This window comes from Piscibacillus salipiscarius (genome assembly GCF_042685285.1).
In the GTDB taxonomy this organism is placed as follows: Bacteria; Bacillota; Bacilli; order Bacillales; family Alkalibacillaceae; genus Piscibacillus; species Piscibacillus salipiscarius.
This window is the reverse complement of sequence record NZ_JBHUMZ010000023.1, coordinates 1-13,873: the sequence shown is the minus strand read 5'-3', so window position 1 is coordinate 13,873 and position 13,873 is coordinate 1. Positions and strand designations below refer to the sequence as shown.

At 33.9% G+C, this 13,873-nt stretch carries 15 protein-coding genes; 9 read left to right on the top strand and 6 right to left on the bottom strand.

Going from position 1 to position 13,873, the window contains the following annotated elements; all coding sequences use genetic code 11:
• Positions 1–158: 158 nt before the first annotated feature.
• Positions 159–350, bottom strand: coding sequence for a hypothetical protein (locus ACFSW4_RS10440; protein ID WP_054754959.1), 192 nt, complete (start codon positions 348–350; stop codon positions 159–161).
• A gap of 121 nt (positions 351–471) precedes the next feature.
• Here ACFSW4_RS10440 and ACFSW4_RS10435 point away from each other — a divergent pair, with 121 nt between their 5' ends.
• Positions 472–1,608 (top strand): DUF445 family protein, encoded by a 1,137-nt coding sequence (locus ACFSW4_RS10435; protein ID WP_054754958.1) that lies wholly within the window; start codon positions 472–474, stop codon positions 1,606–1,608.
• 78 nt (positions 1,609–1,686) lie between these two features.
• Positions 1,687–2,037, top strand: a complete 351-nt coding sequence (locus tag ACFSW4_RS10430) for a YlbF family regulator (RefSeq protein WP_054754957.1) — start codon at positions 1,687–1,689, stop codon at positions 2,035–2,037.
• Positions 2,038–2,107: 70 nt separating this feature from the next.
• On the opposite strand, the gene ACFSW4_RS10425 is transcribed toward ACFSW4_RS10430, so the two are convergent.
• Entirely contained in the window at positions 2,108–2,293 is a 186-nt protein-coding gene (locus ACFSW4_RS10425; protein WP_377329135.1) for a YhzD family protein, read from the bottom strand.
• 152 nt (positions 2,294–2,445) lie between these two features.
• Here ACFSW4_RS10425 and ACFSW4_RS10420 point away from each other — a divergent pair, with 152 nt between their 5' ends.
• Genes ACFSW4_RS10420 through ACFSW4_RS10395 form a run of 6 tightly spaced genes read left to right on the top strand, consistent with a single transcriptional unit; the run spans position 2,446 to position 11,001 of the window.
• Positions 2,446–3,660 carry a metallophosphoesterase family protein gene (locus ACFSW4_RS10420; RefSeq protein WP_377329133.1) on the top strand — a complete coding sequence of 405 codons (1,215 nt, stop codon included), beginning with the start codon at positions 2,446–2,448 and terminating at the stop codon, positions 3,658–3,660.
• Between the two features lie 8 nt (positions 3,661–3,668).
• The gene (locus ACFSW4_RS10415; protein WP_377329131.1) at positions 3,669–6,617 is read left to right on the top strand and encodes an ATP-binding protein; all 2,949 of its coding nucleotides are present in this window, start codon (positions 3,669–3,671) and stop codon (positions 6,615–6,617) included.
• 28 nt (positions 6,618–6,645) lie between these two features.
• Positions 6,646–7,587, top strand: a complete 942-nt coding sequence (gene yhaM, locus ACFSW4_RS10410; protein WP_377329129.1) for a 3'-5' exoribonuclease YhaM — start codon at positions 6,646–6,648, stop codon at positions 7,585–7,587.
• A 21-nt stretch (positions 7,588–7,608) separates the two neighbouring features.
• On the top strand, positions 7,609–8,559 hold the full coding sequence (locus tag ACFSW4_RS10405; RefSeq protein WP_377329127.1) for an AAA family ATPase: 951 nt from the start codon (positions 7,609–7,611) through the stop codon (positions 8,557–8,559).
• Complete coding sequence (locus ACFSW4_RS10400) at positions 8,559–9,773, top strand: DUF58 domain-containing protein (protein ID WP_377329125.1); 1,215 nt, start codon at positions 8,559–8,561, stop codon at positions 9,771–9,773. The genes ACFSW4_RS10405 and ACFSW4_RS10400 overlap by 1 nt, the downstream gene beginning before the upstream one ends.
• Positions 9,757–11,001: a hypothetical protein gene (locus tag ACFSW4_RS10395; protein WP_377329123.1), complete on the top strand. Its 1,245-nt coding sequence runs from the start codon at positions 9,757–9,759 to the stop codon at positions 10,999–11,001. The genes ACFSW4_RS10400 and ACFSW4_RS10395 overlap by 17 nt, the downstream gene beginning before the upstream one ends.
• Positions 11,002–11,028: 27 nt before the next feature.
• Here ACFSW4_RS10395 and ACFSW4_RS10390 read toward each other — a convergent pair whose 3' ends face one another.
• The gene (locus tag ACFSW4_RS10390) at positions 11,029–11,907 is read right to left on the bottom strand and encodes a peptidylprolyl isomerase (RefSeq protein ID WP_377329121.1); all 879 of its coding nucleotides are present in this window, start codon (positions 11,905–11,907) and stop codon (positions 11,029–11,031) included.
• 153 nt (positions 11,908–12,060) lie between these two features.
• On the opposite strand from ACFSW4_RS10390, the gene ACFSW4_RS10385 reads away from it, so the two are divergent.
• A complete protein-coding gene (locus ACFSW4_RS10385) occupies positions 12,061–12,147 on the top strand; it encodes a YjcZ family sporulation protein (protein ID WP_279402016.1) in 87 nt (28 codons plus the stop codon).
• Positions 12,148–12,224: 77 nt separating this feature from the next.
• Here ACFSW4_RS10385 and ACFSW4_RS10380 read toward each other — a convergent pair whose 3' ends face one another.
• The 3 genes from ACFSW4_RS10380 to ACFSW4_RS10370 form a co-directional block, all read right to left on the bottom strand.
• Positions 12,225–12,407 carry a hypothetical protein gene (locus ACFSW4_RS10380; RefSeq protein ID WP_054754942.1) on the bottom strand — a complete coding sequence of 61 codons (183 nt, stop codon included), beginning with the start codon at positions 12,405–12,407 and terminating at the stop codon, positions 12,225–12,227.
• Positions 12,408–12,427: 20 nt separating this feature from the next.
• Positions 12,428–12,970: a DUF3267 domain-containing protein gene (locus ACFSW4_RS10375; RefSeq protein WP_054754941.1), complete on the bottom strand. Its 543-nt coding sequence runs from the start codon at positions 12,968–12,970 to the stop codon at positions 12,428–12,430.
• A gap of 171 nt (positions 12,971–13,141) precedes the next feature.
• Positions 13,142–13,669 carry an HTH-type transcriptional regulator Hpr gene (locus tag ACFSW4_RS10370; RefSeq protein ID WP_377329119.1) on the bottom strand — a complete coding sequence of 176 codons (528 nt, stop codon included), beginning with the start codon at positions 13,667–13,669 and terminating at the stop codon, positions 13,142–13,144.
• Positions 13,670–13,873: the final 204 nt, after the last annotated feature.

Below are 13,873 nucleotides of genomic sequence, written 5' to 3'. Positions count from 1 at the left end.
AAACAATCAAAGACGAAAATTCAAAAGCAGGTAAGAGCAAATCAAAAAAACTCTTGCCTGCATCATAAAATTAAAGAGGGTCTTTAGGCCCTCTTTTCTTTATTTAACCATCCTATAGTTAAAAAGACCTTCCTTATAGGAAGGCCTTAATCTATTTTTTACTCATCACGAGTTTCTTCTGCTGGGCTGAAAGGCTCGTCATTTTTTCTAATTTCATGTGCTTCATCTATTTGAACCTTATTATACGTCGGACGTACATAACCACCTGCTAAACCTTCATTTAGCATCCTATCTACATCTAAATCATATTTACTTCTGCTATCTTCTTCACGGCGTCCTGGTTTAGCCAACTTAAAACCTCCCTTCACTTTATCAATTAGTTTGTGTAACTTTTTTAAGGTCAATACTGGTAATATATCGATATTAATGCTAAAAATATAGTGTTAACATTTACTGCAAAAGGGTGAGAAGATGAACTGGGCATTTCTAATAATTTTCATGATCATGATCGGCGCACTGATAGGTGGAATGACGAATTTTTTAGCCATTAAAATGCTTTTTAGGCCATATGAAGCGGTTTATATTGGGAAATTCAAACTACCCTTTACGCCTGGTTTAATACCTAAAAGGAGAAATGAGTTAGCCGGACAATTAGGTCGCGTTGTAACCGATTATTTGGTGACAAGTGATGCACTTGAGCAAAAAGTGCTTGAGCCTGATTTTCAAGGGAAGATGGCAGGTATGATTAACCAACAAGTTGATCGAGTAGTTAATGAAGGTTATTCTATTCATGATTTAATATTGAAAGTCAATCCTGAATTTAGTATAGGAAATTTAAATGCTAATATGGAACGATCCATTCAAAGAAAGCTAAATGATTTATATACGGAACATCAGTATCTAAAAGTTCGTGAAATATTACCAAATGATCTTAATGAAAATCTTGAATCAAAGCTACCTGACTTTACGAACTATCTTATTGTAAAAATTGAGCTATTTTTAACGAGTGAAGAAGGGCAGCGCAAAATATCTGAAAGCGCATCTAACTTTTTAAAGACGCAAGGGTTCTTAGGTAACATGGTATCATCATACTTAGGAGAAGAAGGTCTATCTGATAAAGTCACACCAGCTGTTCGTATGTTTTTAAATTCAGACGAAACGAAAGAATCTATTGAAGAGTTATTACGAAAAGAGTGGGAGCAGTTTAAAGAAAAAGATCTTAAAGAGGTACGAGACATGTTTGGTGAAATTCAAATTAAAGAACGTTTTGCATCCCTCGTTACAAAGGAAATCAATATTGAATTTTATTTAAATCAACCTGTTAATGAATTATTTGATAATTATTTGTCTAAGCTTAAAACTACATGGATCCCCAAGATGATTGAAGTTTCATTTGAAGCATTATCAACAAATATGACAAGTCTACTTGAGCAACTAAATTTATTCGATTTAGTAAAACAAGAAGTTGAGAAGTTTGACGTGTCAAGGATTGAACAGCTTGTTTTAGAAATAACAAAGCGTGAAATGAATATGATTACATATTTAGGCGCTTTATTAGGTGGGTTAATCGGATTACTGCAAGGTTTGATTGTGATGTTTTTGACATAGTGATAGTAGTTATATCACTATACAGTGAGTTTAATCTTTGTTACAGTAAGAAAGTAATGAAATTTTAGGAGGTATATCGTGGCTAACATTTATGATTTAGCTTATGATCTTGAGAAAGGTTTACGCAATAGCGATGAATTTCAAGATTTAAAACAAGCATATGAAAAAGTAATGAATGATCCTCAAACGAAGAAAATGTTTGATGATTTCCGTGAAACTCAAATGACTTTACAACAAAAGCAAATGCAAGGTCAAGAGATCACTGAAGAAGAAGTTAACAAAGCAAAACAAGTGGTTGAACTTGTTCAGCAGCAAGAAGACATTGCAAAACTAATGGAAGAAGAGCAACGTTTAAATACATTAATCACAGACGTTAGTAAAATTATCACAAAACCATTAGAAGACTTATACGGTGAAGAGCAGCAATAAGCTCTAGCCATTTAAATAACCCCGAGTTCGGTGTATTCCGACTCGGGGTTTGTTTCATTAAAAGGTTGAATTAACGATGAAATAACACTAATCGAGCATCGGGTGATACGAGCCTGTGAGTTGTATCTTCATAATTGTTCTCTTTAAGCTTTTGAAATCCAATCTCTTTTGCTTCCTGATCATTAGCTGCTTCAATTTGCTCGTCTAAAAGAGCTTCTCCTTTGTTAGAATATACTGTTAAAAAATATGTTTTCATGTCGCAATCCTCCCGTTTGTTCTCTAATTTTACTATAGAGTTTTATTTGATTTTTGTAAATAGAAAAGAAATTGAAAAAACTTAATATAGAACGTGCGTTCGTGTTTAGTTTTTGATAAAATATAAGTAACAAGGTTTAATGGAGGAATTGTATGTTCAAACCTAATTTACGTTTTTTACATAGTGCGGACTTACATTTAGATAGTCCATTTAAAGGTCTCAGTCATTTACCTGAACCCATTTATAAAGATGTCTTAAACAGTACAATTGTAGCATTTAAGCGATTAATTGATTTAGCTATAAAAGAAAATGTTGACTTTGTATTAATTGTCGGTGATTTATTCGACCAGGAATCTTCTTCAATTAAGTCATCACTAGAGTTAAAAAAAGGATTAGAGAAACTTAATTCTAATGGCATAAATGCTTATATCAGTTACGGAAACCACGATTATATGATGCAGGAAAAAGCTAAACTAATATTCCCTCAAAATACATATATTTTTCCATCAGATGGTGTTAACAGCACTACTTATCATAAACACGGACAACCTCTTGCTGAAATAAGCGGCTTCAGCTATCGTAAACAGGCTATTAAGGAAAATATGGTGGCTTCCTATCAAAGAGTAACAGATGCCTCGTATCATATTGCAACATTACATGGTAGTTTGAAGACCGATCAAATACATGACCATTATGCACCGTTTCTTATAGAGGACTTGAAGAAGATAGAAACTGACTACTGGGCACTAGGTCATATACATCAACGCGAAATTATTAGTCATGAACCTTTAGCTATTTATCCTGGGAATATCCAGGGTAGACATATGAAAGAAAGAGGAGAAAAAGGCTGTTATATCGTCGAATTAAATGGAAGTAAACCAACTTATCAATTCTATCCTCTTCAGAATATAGTTTTTAGTGAAGAAGAAGTTGCAGTAGAAGACATACAAAAACCATCTGAGCTCGTTGAATTTCTACTAAAGTTTAAAGATTCTTTGAGAAAAAGGCATTCAAAGATGATGGTTAGGTTGATTCTAAATATTAGAGAAAATGATTTTAGTGAGGATCGAGTCGAAGATCTTTTAGATACTTTAAATGAATCAGAAGAAGATGAAGAGAACTGGATTTGGTTTAGTGAGTTGAAATTAAGACAGGAACAAATAAGCTGGGATGAAATAATTGAGTCTAATCCGTTTATCAAAGAAGTGCTTAAAACAATAGAAGAAACAGATGACTTGTCTTCTTTTTTATTAGACTTAAAACGACACCCGTTATACAGAAAAAATGTTGATCTGAATTTGGATGAACTTCAGAGTGAGATTAAGACAGAAGCGGAAAAATTAATCTTAAGCAAAATTAATAAGTAGGTGGAAAGATGAAAATTCTTGAATTAGATGTAGTTTCATTTGGAAAGTGGAGTCATAAAAAAATCCCTATTTCAGATGAACTTTCTTATTTCTATGGCCCAAATGAAGCAGGTAAATCATCTATTAGAATGTTTATAATATACATCCTATTTGGATTAAAGTCTGATGAACGCGAGCAATACTTATCAAAGGTTGATGGTCAATTAGGAGGAAGGCTTTTAATAGAGGTAAACTATGTAACATATACCTTAGAACGCTTTTTACATAAGAATCGTGGTCATCTTGTTGTGTCAAAAAACGGAATCAAATTGTCTGAACACGAGGTTAATAAAGTTTTAAAAGGAATTAACCGGCCCTTATTTGAATCCATCTTCTCTTTCGAGGATCGAGATTTACAGTCAATCAGACAACATAAAAAAGAAGATATTGGAACGGTTCTCTTTAACTTAGGTCTAACAGGGTCTGATCAAATTACTCAACTTGAAAAGGAATTAATTAAAGAGTCTGATGAACTTTTTAAGAAACAAGGTAAAAGGCCACCATTGAATGAGAAATTAACTGAACTTCAAAAGATTCAACAAGAGATTTATGAAACTGAAAGAAAAGAACGCGAGCACCAGCACTTATATAAACAATTAGAGGACATTGATCAAACAATTGAATCATTAAAAGTACAAGAACATGAGATCATAGCTGATTTAAATTATTATGAAAAGTTAAATCAAGTGAAATCGCCTGTTGTAAAGCATCAGATTTTAACTGACGAAATGAATCAATTTAAAGACGCAGAATCATTTCCTGAAGATGGACAGAACCAATTAAATCATTTAACAGAGCAAATAAAAGCACAGGGAGAGCAACTGAATCAAATAACAGATTCAGTACAAAGAGTGAAAAAAGACATCGATGACTTGACAGAAGCAAGCCAAGTTGATAAATGGCCAGTTACAATTACTGAAGCACAACACATTGTTCAAAAGGTGGAGCAATTTCATACAGACATCGAGAGAAGTGAAGAACAATTAAAACAATTAAAGTATGACTACAAAAAAATTGAAGAAGAGTTAGGATTTCAAATTGACCTAAACTCAATTAAATCAGTTGATATTCATCATTACACGAATGAGAACTGGAAACGTTTATCTGCTAAGTGGGATCAACTTAAGTCACAAATTCAATCTAACAAATTAAAACTCTATCATAAGTATGAAGAACTGAATGATTTGGAGCGACAAAGAAATGAAATTGACAAATGGAAGATGAGCTCATCTGATCTACAATCAATTCAAGAAAGATATGACCAAATAAAACTAGATGAGCAAAAACAACAGTTAGAAAAACAGTACCAACAGCAAATGGAATATCAAAGGACCACAATTAATAAAGTTAAGGGGTTTGTCGCGACGAGTAAATGGTTATTACCTTTTATGGTTTTACTTTTAACATCTATGTTATTGATGAGAGTGAATGTAGAGCTGTTAACGATTTACGGAGGGCTTGCTGTCGGGTTGATCTTAGCTATTACAATTTTTTATACGCTTAATAAAATTGATCAACACATTAAGAGGACGCTAAAGAGACTTAAGTCGACAGGTTCACGATCAAGTAGCTATGAAGCAGAAATGTCAGAACTAAAACGGCAGCTTAACGATCAGGAAGAATTAGAAAAGCAATTAAATCAGATTCAGCACTACACCCAGAGTACTATTAGTTCCATAGATGAATTGAAAAAAGAGCAAGAATATGTTCAACAAAGTCAAAAAGAGCTTGAACAAGAAATCGAAGAACACATTTATAAGTATCCTTTTTTGAAGCGCTTTGATTTATTCCACTGGCCAAGTGTGTATGACTGGCTTAAAAAAGGTAAGCAGACGGCATTAGCGCAAACTGATATAGAGGAGAATATAACGAAAACAAAAAGAGAAATGGAACATGAATTAAGTATTCTTCACACAATCATTCAGCTTTACGAAAAGGATAGAATCCTAACTGAGCCCAGATTGGTTTGTGATCTTGCGTTGAATTATATTGATAAAGAGAAGTCCTGGTTACAAAATTTAGAACAAAAACGGGAATGGCTTAAAGAACAAGAAGACGTAAAATCAAGATTAACTGAATCAACTAAACAACTTCAAGATGATCTTAATAGTCTCTTAAGCAAAGTGAATGCAAAATCGAAGGACGACTTCCTAGAAAAAGCCAGGGAATATAAACAACTTAAAAATAAATCGCAGCAAAGAAACGATCTCTATGAAATGGTATACGAAGTATTTAATTCAGAGACAGAATATATCCTTCAAAAAAATATAAATTGGTTAGAAGTTGAAAGTCAATTTAATGACCATAAACAAACTATAGAACGTAATAGGGCTGAGATAGACAATCAACAAAAATTAAAAGCTCAAGTACAGGTTGAAATTAATCATTTAGAGTCTAGCGGTGTTTTGTCAGATTTAGTCCACCAAAAAGCAATGATTGAATCTGAAGTAGTCAAGCTTGCCAAAGAGTGGGCTGTTAAGAAAGTTGCTTATAGTACTTTAAAAGAAACTAAAAACAGGTACCAAAATGTCTATTTACCTGATATCATGGAAAAAACTAGTGAATATTTTTATGCTATCACAGATGAACGATATGATACGATTCAATTTAATAAAGATGAGTCTATAATGGTTAAGTCAACATCAGGTTTATGGTTTGATGTCTCGCAACTTTCTGAAGGGACTGCCGACCAACTGTATATCGCTCTCAGATTTGCTTTAAATGATTCATTAAGTACCTATGTACATCTTCCATTTATTTTGGATGATGCATTTGTACATTTTGATCAAAGTAGAAAAGAACAAGTACTCAAACTAATTCGTAAAAAATCTAATGATCAACAAATCATTTACTTAACTTGTGAAGATCAGGATAGCCAAATATTAAATATTAAGCCATCACCATTACAGGTTGGCTAAATAGGGAGAGAAAAGGAGAGAAGTGAGAATGACTCAAGGTATAGCTAATGTGTCTGTTGGGGAACAATTTGAAGGTTTCTTATTAATTAAATCAGCTGAGAAAGGGGTAGCCAGTAATGGTAAGCCCTTTTTAACGATTATTTTTAGAGATCGTTCAGGTGAAATTGATGCAAAGTTATGGGAGATCACAAAGGATGATGAAGAGGTTTTTACACCTGAGAGTGTTGTGCATGTTCAAGGGGATATTAGACAGTTTAGGGGTAAAGCTCAATTAAACGTTAGACAGATTAGGCTTGCGACAGCGGCAGATGGTATACACCCAGAGGACTTCATGGAAAAGGCACCGATTCCTGTGGAAGAGATGCAAGAATACATGACAAAAATTATATTTGATATGCGAAACCCTAATATTCAAAGGATTATTCGTTATTTTATTAAGAAGTACGAACACGAATTATTCACATACCCAGCTGCGACTAAAAATCATCATGAATATGCTGGTGGACTAGCACATCATGTAGTTTCGATGCTGAAACTTGGTAAACAACTAACCGAACTCTATCCAGATCTTAATCCTGATTTGTTATATTCAGGAATTATTTTACACGATATCGGTAAAGTGAAAGAACTTTCAAGCCCGATGTCACCTTCCTACACTCTTGAAGGTAAATTACTAGGACATATCACAATTATGGTTGATGAAGTGCAACAAGCCGCTAACGAGCTAGGAATTGAAGGTGAAGAAGTGATGTTATTACAACATATGATTTTATCCCATCATGGTAAAGCTGAATGGGGGAGTCCTAAGCCTCCACAAATTAGAGAAGCGGAAGTTTTACATCTAATCGATTTAATAGATGCCAAAATGAATATGATGAACCGAGCATTAGATAAAGTGAAACCAGGAGAGTTTACTGAACGTATATATCCATTAGAGAACCGTGCTTTTTATAAACCAGTTATGGACTAACTTATAGGGGGAGTTTGGACGATGAGTTTAAAGGATTTTGCGAACAATCTAAAGAACCATATTGGAAAAGTCATTATAGGACAAGCAGAAACTGTTGAATTAATAACAAATGCCATGGTAAATAAAGGTCACGTGCTCTTAGAAAGCGTACCAGGTACTGGGAAAACTATGCTAGCTAAAAGTATCGCTAAATCTATTGAAGGTGACTTTAAACGTATTCAATTCACCCCAGATGTCCTTCCGTCAGATATAACAGGTATCCACTTTTTTAATCCGAAAGAGCAATCGTTTGAGTTAAGGGTTGGCCCTGTTGTAACTAATGTATTATTAGCTGATGAAATTAACCGTGCGACACCAAGGACTCAGTCTGCTTTATTAGAAGTAATGGAAGAAAAACAGGTAACGATTGATGGAACTACAGTAAAAATTGAACAACCTTTTATTGTGTTAGCAACTCAAAATCCAATTGAGTCACAGCAAGGTACATTTGAATTACCAGAAGCCCAAATGGATCGTTTTTTTATGAAAATTAATATGGGTTACCCTTCGTTTGAAGAGGAACACAACATTATGAAAACATATCGTTACTCTGATCCGATAGAAGACCTTACTTCATCTATTACTAAGGAGCAATTAGTTCAATATCAGGAAGAAGTTAAAGAGGTTTACCTAACAAAAGAAGTTGAAGAATATTTATTATCAGTTGTTAGAGCCACAAGAGATAGTGCATGGACTGAAGTAGGGGTTAGCCCTCGTGGTACGCTAGCACTTATGCGTGCAGTCCAGGCCCGTGCGGCCATAAAAGGCAGAGAGTATGTAACACCTGAAGATATTAAAGAAATGGCTTTACATGTGTTACCACACCGCCTCGTTTTAACGTTAGAAGGTTCAACAAAGAAATCACAACAAGATGTAATGGAGGCAATACTTCAATCAGTCGAAGTGCCGGTTGAAATCGGGGCTGAAAGGTAATGTTTAGAAAAACTATTCGCAGTTCGAATTTATACCGTTGGTTAACGATTCCAGGTGGAATTTTTATCATATTAAGCTTTTTTCCGAGATTAGGAACATTTCCCATATTGGCTTTTATCGGTTTATTATTTTTTGTATTATATTTTGGGAGTCGTTTTTATGAAAACCATTTAGATGATTATTTGGCGATTGACTACCCGAACCGAAAGATAAGGTGCTATCCTGGTGACGAAGAAAATCTTCAATTATCCATCATGCAGAAGGGAATTCTCCCAATATTAAATGCCAAGCTAGTTGTAAAGTACGATATTGTATTAGAATCATCTTATAAATTTTCTGAAGAAAAAATGACTAATACTCTTGAAGTTCCCATCACATTATTAAGTTTTGAAAAGAAAGAATTGTTACTGCCGGTATTAGCAAAACGCCGAGGTGTTGGGAGAATAAGGGTGATCAGATTAGTTGTACCAAATATTCTTGGATTTAGTGAAATCGATTTATTATATAATCGTTATCATAAAGAAGAAGTCGTCATCTATCCATCATTATCTGAAGTAAAAGGACTAAATCTACTTGATCCAAGGAGTAATGGAGATCATCAAGCAAAGCACTCTATATATGAAGAACCGTTATTACAGTATGGAACAAGAGCCTATGATAGAGGTGATCCATTTAACCGAATTCATTGGAAGGCAACGGCTAAACGTAATGAATTACAAACTAAAATTGTTGAGAAGGTTAATCAGCTGTCATGGTGCTTTATCATAAATGTTAAGACAGAATATGGGACATCTATGGTCGAACAAACAGAACAATTATTGGAACAGACAGCATATATGTGTCGTTTTGCAACGGAACGACAAATTCCATTTGAGATTTATATGAATGTACGTGGTAGAGGTGGAGCGCCATATGTTCATCTAACTTTAGGAGAAGGTCATCATCATTTAATGAATGCTTTAGAATTATTGGCTAGAGTGAATCCATTAGGTTTAACCGCACCACTACTTCATACCCTAAATCATTTAAATCAGCAACCTAAACCACCTTATATCATTCAAATCGGTGAAATGAGTCAACAGCATCATCCGTTTTTTAAACGTTGGGAGCAAAATGGTCACTCAGTTTATTACTTAGATACCAAAAAAGGTGCTTCTGAGTTAGCGCCTCTCCATATGAAAGGAGGGCGGGCTATTAATGAAAAATCAGGATAGTGCCATCCTTAAGTGGCAAAAAATTTTAGTAGAGATCATGACAGTATGGATTGTGATGGTTGCCAGCAGTATATTTAGTCGAACAGAACCAAATATTGTTGGTTTCTTTATTTGGCTAGGCATTGCGATAGGTATTTACGCAATGGTCCGTATTTACTTCAAGCATCAACTGAAGTATATTTATTTATTATTTTTAGCGTTTCCATTAGCGTTTTTTGGAGTCTTGCTTGGGTTCACGCTTATTCAGTCGGCTGCATTAAGCGGCATAATAGCTTGGCGTATGGTAAAACACGAGAAGGACCCTGATAGTGAGACGGAAACATTTTTTATAGGCATTTCTGTTTTAGTTGTATTTATAACCTATATGACAGCACATTATGGTGAGTTAGATAATGGAGATCAGATTATTTGGATGTTAATTATTCAAATATTCATTTTGGTTGTGGGAAATTTATTACATAATTTAAACGCCTTTAACAACGACCAAAACGTTAAGAAGAACGGCATAACAGTGACTGGCGTGATTGCACTGACATTCGGTTTATCGAGCTTGTTATTGGTATTATTTCCACTAATTAGGAAGGTGTTTTATTTAATTATTAATGGTATTATCTCACTTTTTACATTTCTTCTAGCCCCTTTTTTTAACTGGGTAGAAACGATTGAACCTGAACAAAAAGATGGCGAAATAGAGCAACAGGATTGGGAAGATCGTGGACAAGAGAAACAAGAATATACTACTTTAGACAGCGAGCCTGTTATTACTAGTGAACATATATTGGTAGTATTCCTTATGTTGGTAGCGATTATTATTTTAATAGTCGTTTTTAAAAATAGGGAGCAGCTACTGAGTAAGATAAACTTTAATAAAGATCAAGGTGACTTAGTGTCTAATTCGAGTAGAACAGATGATCGAAGGTTATGGAGAAGGCAAACGATTACTAAAGCGCCGAATAATGATATTCGGAAGGCTTTTTATAAGTTGGAAAAGTGGGCAACTGATCATGAGTTGGGGCGTTATCTCGATGAATCAATTGAAGACTGGCTTAGAAGATATGAGTTAACAGAAATGATTGATGAGAAAGCCATTAATATTTATCGTGATGTGAGGTACGGTGAGCGAGAAGTCAAACCTGATTATAAAAAGCGTTACTTTGATCAAATAAACCAATTAAAAAGCGTTTTGAAAGATCGATATATTACCGAAAGCAAAAAAGACACCCAATAAGATGAATTTCATCTTATTGGGTGTTTATTATTCTTCACTAAATAAATTTTGATAATCCTCAATTTTTACATCAATTTTAGCTTCATCTAATAGTTTTTGAACTTCTTCTTTTAGAGCTTCATTATCAACTTGCTTCATCGTTAGTTGTTCTTTAAGCTGATCTTTCATATCTTCGTATGGTTCTAGTTCTTGTTCGCTTTCACGCTTATCCGTTAATTTAATAACATGCCATCCAAATTGTGATTTTACGGGTTCACTAACTTCTCCAACTTCTAATGAATAAGCAGCATCTTCAAATTCTTTTACCATTTTACCTGCTGAGAAGTAACCTAAATCACCACCATTTTGGGCACTGCCATCTTTCGAATATTCTTTAGCTAGATTAGCGAATTCCTCGCCGTTTTCTAATTTTGTTAACACTTCTTTAGCTGTTTTTTCCTCATCAACTAAAATATGACTAGCTTTTAGTTCCGTTTTCATACGATCATATTGCTGTTTAATTTGTTCTTCAGTAACTTCAATGTCCTGAGCGGCAATTTGATATTGGATCTTACTTAATAGTAACGCATATCGGAATTCATTCTCACTCTTAAATCCTTGTTGCTGCATAGCCATGTTAAATTGTTGTTCGTTCATATTTCCTTTAATTTCTTCGATTTCCTTATCGATATCTTCCATAGTTACTTTATTTTCTTCTTTAAGCTGTTCGTTTAAGACTTTACGCGTGACCATATTTTTTAATACCTCTTCACCGTAAAGTTCATTCAATTCATTGTAAAATTCTTCTTGAGTAACGTTACCGGCAGTTGTTTCGGCAACAACTTCAGAGTCTTGTCCTTCATCATCGCTACATGCAGCAAGAATCATTAAAAGTGCAGCGAACCCGAGTAATAATACTTTCTTCATTTCTGCATTCACCCCTAAAAATTGTGTTGTCTTTATAACTAATAATATACCATACAAAGTTATACTTGAACTATCTTTTTTTAAAACTGCCTAAACGAAAGTAGACATCACAACATAAGATACTGTAGTTAAATGACTAGGGAGGTGAGAATTATGGGAAGCAAAGGTTATGGTGAAGGTTTCGCGTTAATTGTTGTTTTGTTCATCCTATTAATCATCGTAGGTGCGTCTTGGTACTAGAATAAGTATGTTGGTGTGCCCAACATTAAATTTAGAGATTAAAAAAGGTTGTTCCGAATTCGGAACAACCTTAATCTTTAATATAGATAATTCACTTCATAATAAGATGCAATGAGTAATATTAGCATTGATACGTTAATTGTTCTAAATACTTTGCTGCTTTTTTCTGATGATAGTTCAGATTTTTCGCAGAAACGCTGCGCTAATGAGTTAAATGCATAAAGTATAAACAATGCAAACGGTACATAAACAAATAGCAAAGTATCTCCTCCTCGGTTAATTACGGTGACTTTATGAGAATATCATAGTTTTCTTTAGATTTCTCTATCACACTATGACGTGGGGCTTTAGCAAAATACCCTAAAGCAATCCAGTCTCTTAAAGAAATACCAATGTTTAATGCTAGGCATAATATAATAATAGGGAAATATACAGGAAACCCTATCAGAGCCAACATTAATGGTAATGTAATCATTAATGTAGGAGCTAGCATCGTAATAATTGAAGTTCTCTTAGATAGATTTGATTTCATTTGAATCTTTAAGAAAGGAATATATTTATACTTAATAATCCATCTAAAATGAAACTCTTTATCTGTAAACATGATTGGTATAGCATGCGTTAATTTATGCAAAATTGGTATTAATATAAGACTACTTAACACAATATATATGCTAGGCGCTTTAATTGTAACACCTGAATAAATAATTGAAAATGGTACATACATAATTAAAAAGGTAACGAGACCTAGTAAGGTAGACAAAATGACTAACCTATTATAACCAAGCTCTTTAGTTACATTGATAGATTTCCAGCATGTCATAATAGGGCCTCCTTCTCAGCTGTAATATTCAGTTCATTAACTGTTTTAATTTAATAGCTCTCAAGGAATAATACGCTGATTAGAGGAAAATTTCAACCCTTTTTTTATAATTTTTTATACCTTTTAAAAAAAGGGCTCAAAGTACCATGATAACCGCCTATAAGCCAAGAGTTATGGCTTGGTTTCTTCGCTTAAACTTTTTAGTGAGCGATCTAGTATTTCAATGTATTCGTCACCATATAATTGCCTTACAATGGATTCCAATTCTTGAAATTCAGGAAATTTACCATAGAGATTTTTTAATGGCAATGAAGCGTTCATGACACTATTACGTTCAGGATCGTGATCATCTATAGTTTCTTCAAATAAACTAATACCTTCATTAGTAAGTTTTACGTAAGTGTTACGCTTATCTTCTTCTTTTTTTGAAAAGGTTAATAATCCTCTTTGTTCTAGTTTTTTTGAAAAATTAAAAGCTGTTGATACATGCATAACCCCGAATTTTGAGATCTCTGAAATGGTTGCTCCTCGTAAATAATACGCAATCCATAATATATGATGTTCATTTAAATTAAGGTTAAACGGCTTGACCCAGTCTTGCCAATCCTTCTCAATGGCTTTCCAAATTCCTTTAGTTAATTGAGCCATTTTATGTGAATAAAGGATTGCTTCTTGTAATGAATACTCTTGATCATTCACCTTATCGACTCCTTGGTTATGACATTCTCCGCTACTTTATTTTAACATAACATCAGAAAAAAATAGAGTTGGCATTTATTGTTATTGCCAACTCTATTGATTACGTCTTTAAAAACCACACGCTCTGCGTGTGTGACAATGAAACTTTTAGAGTGGTAACAAAAAAGATCTCCTCTCGGTTATAATGAACATTGGCCGTCAAAC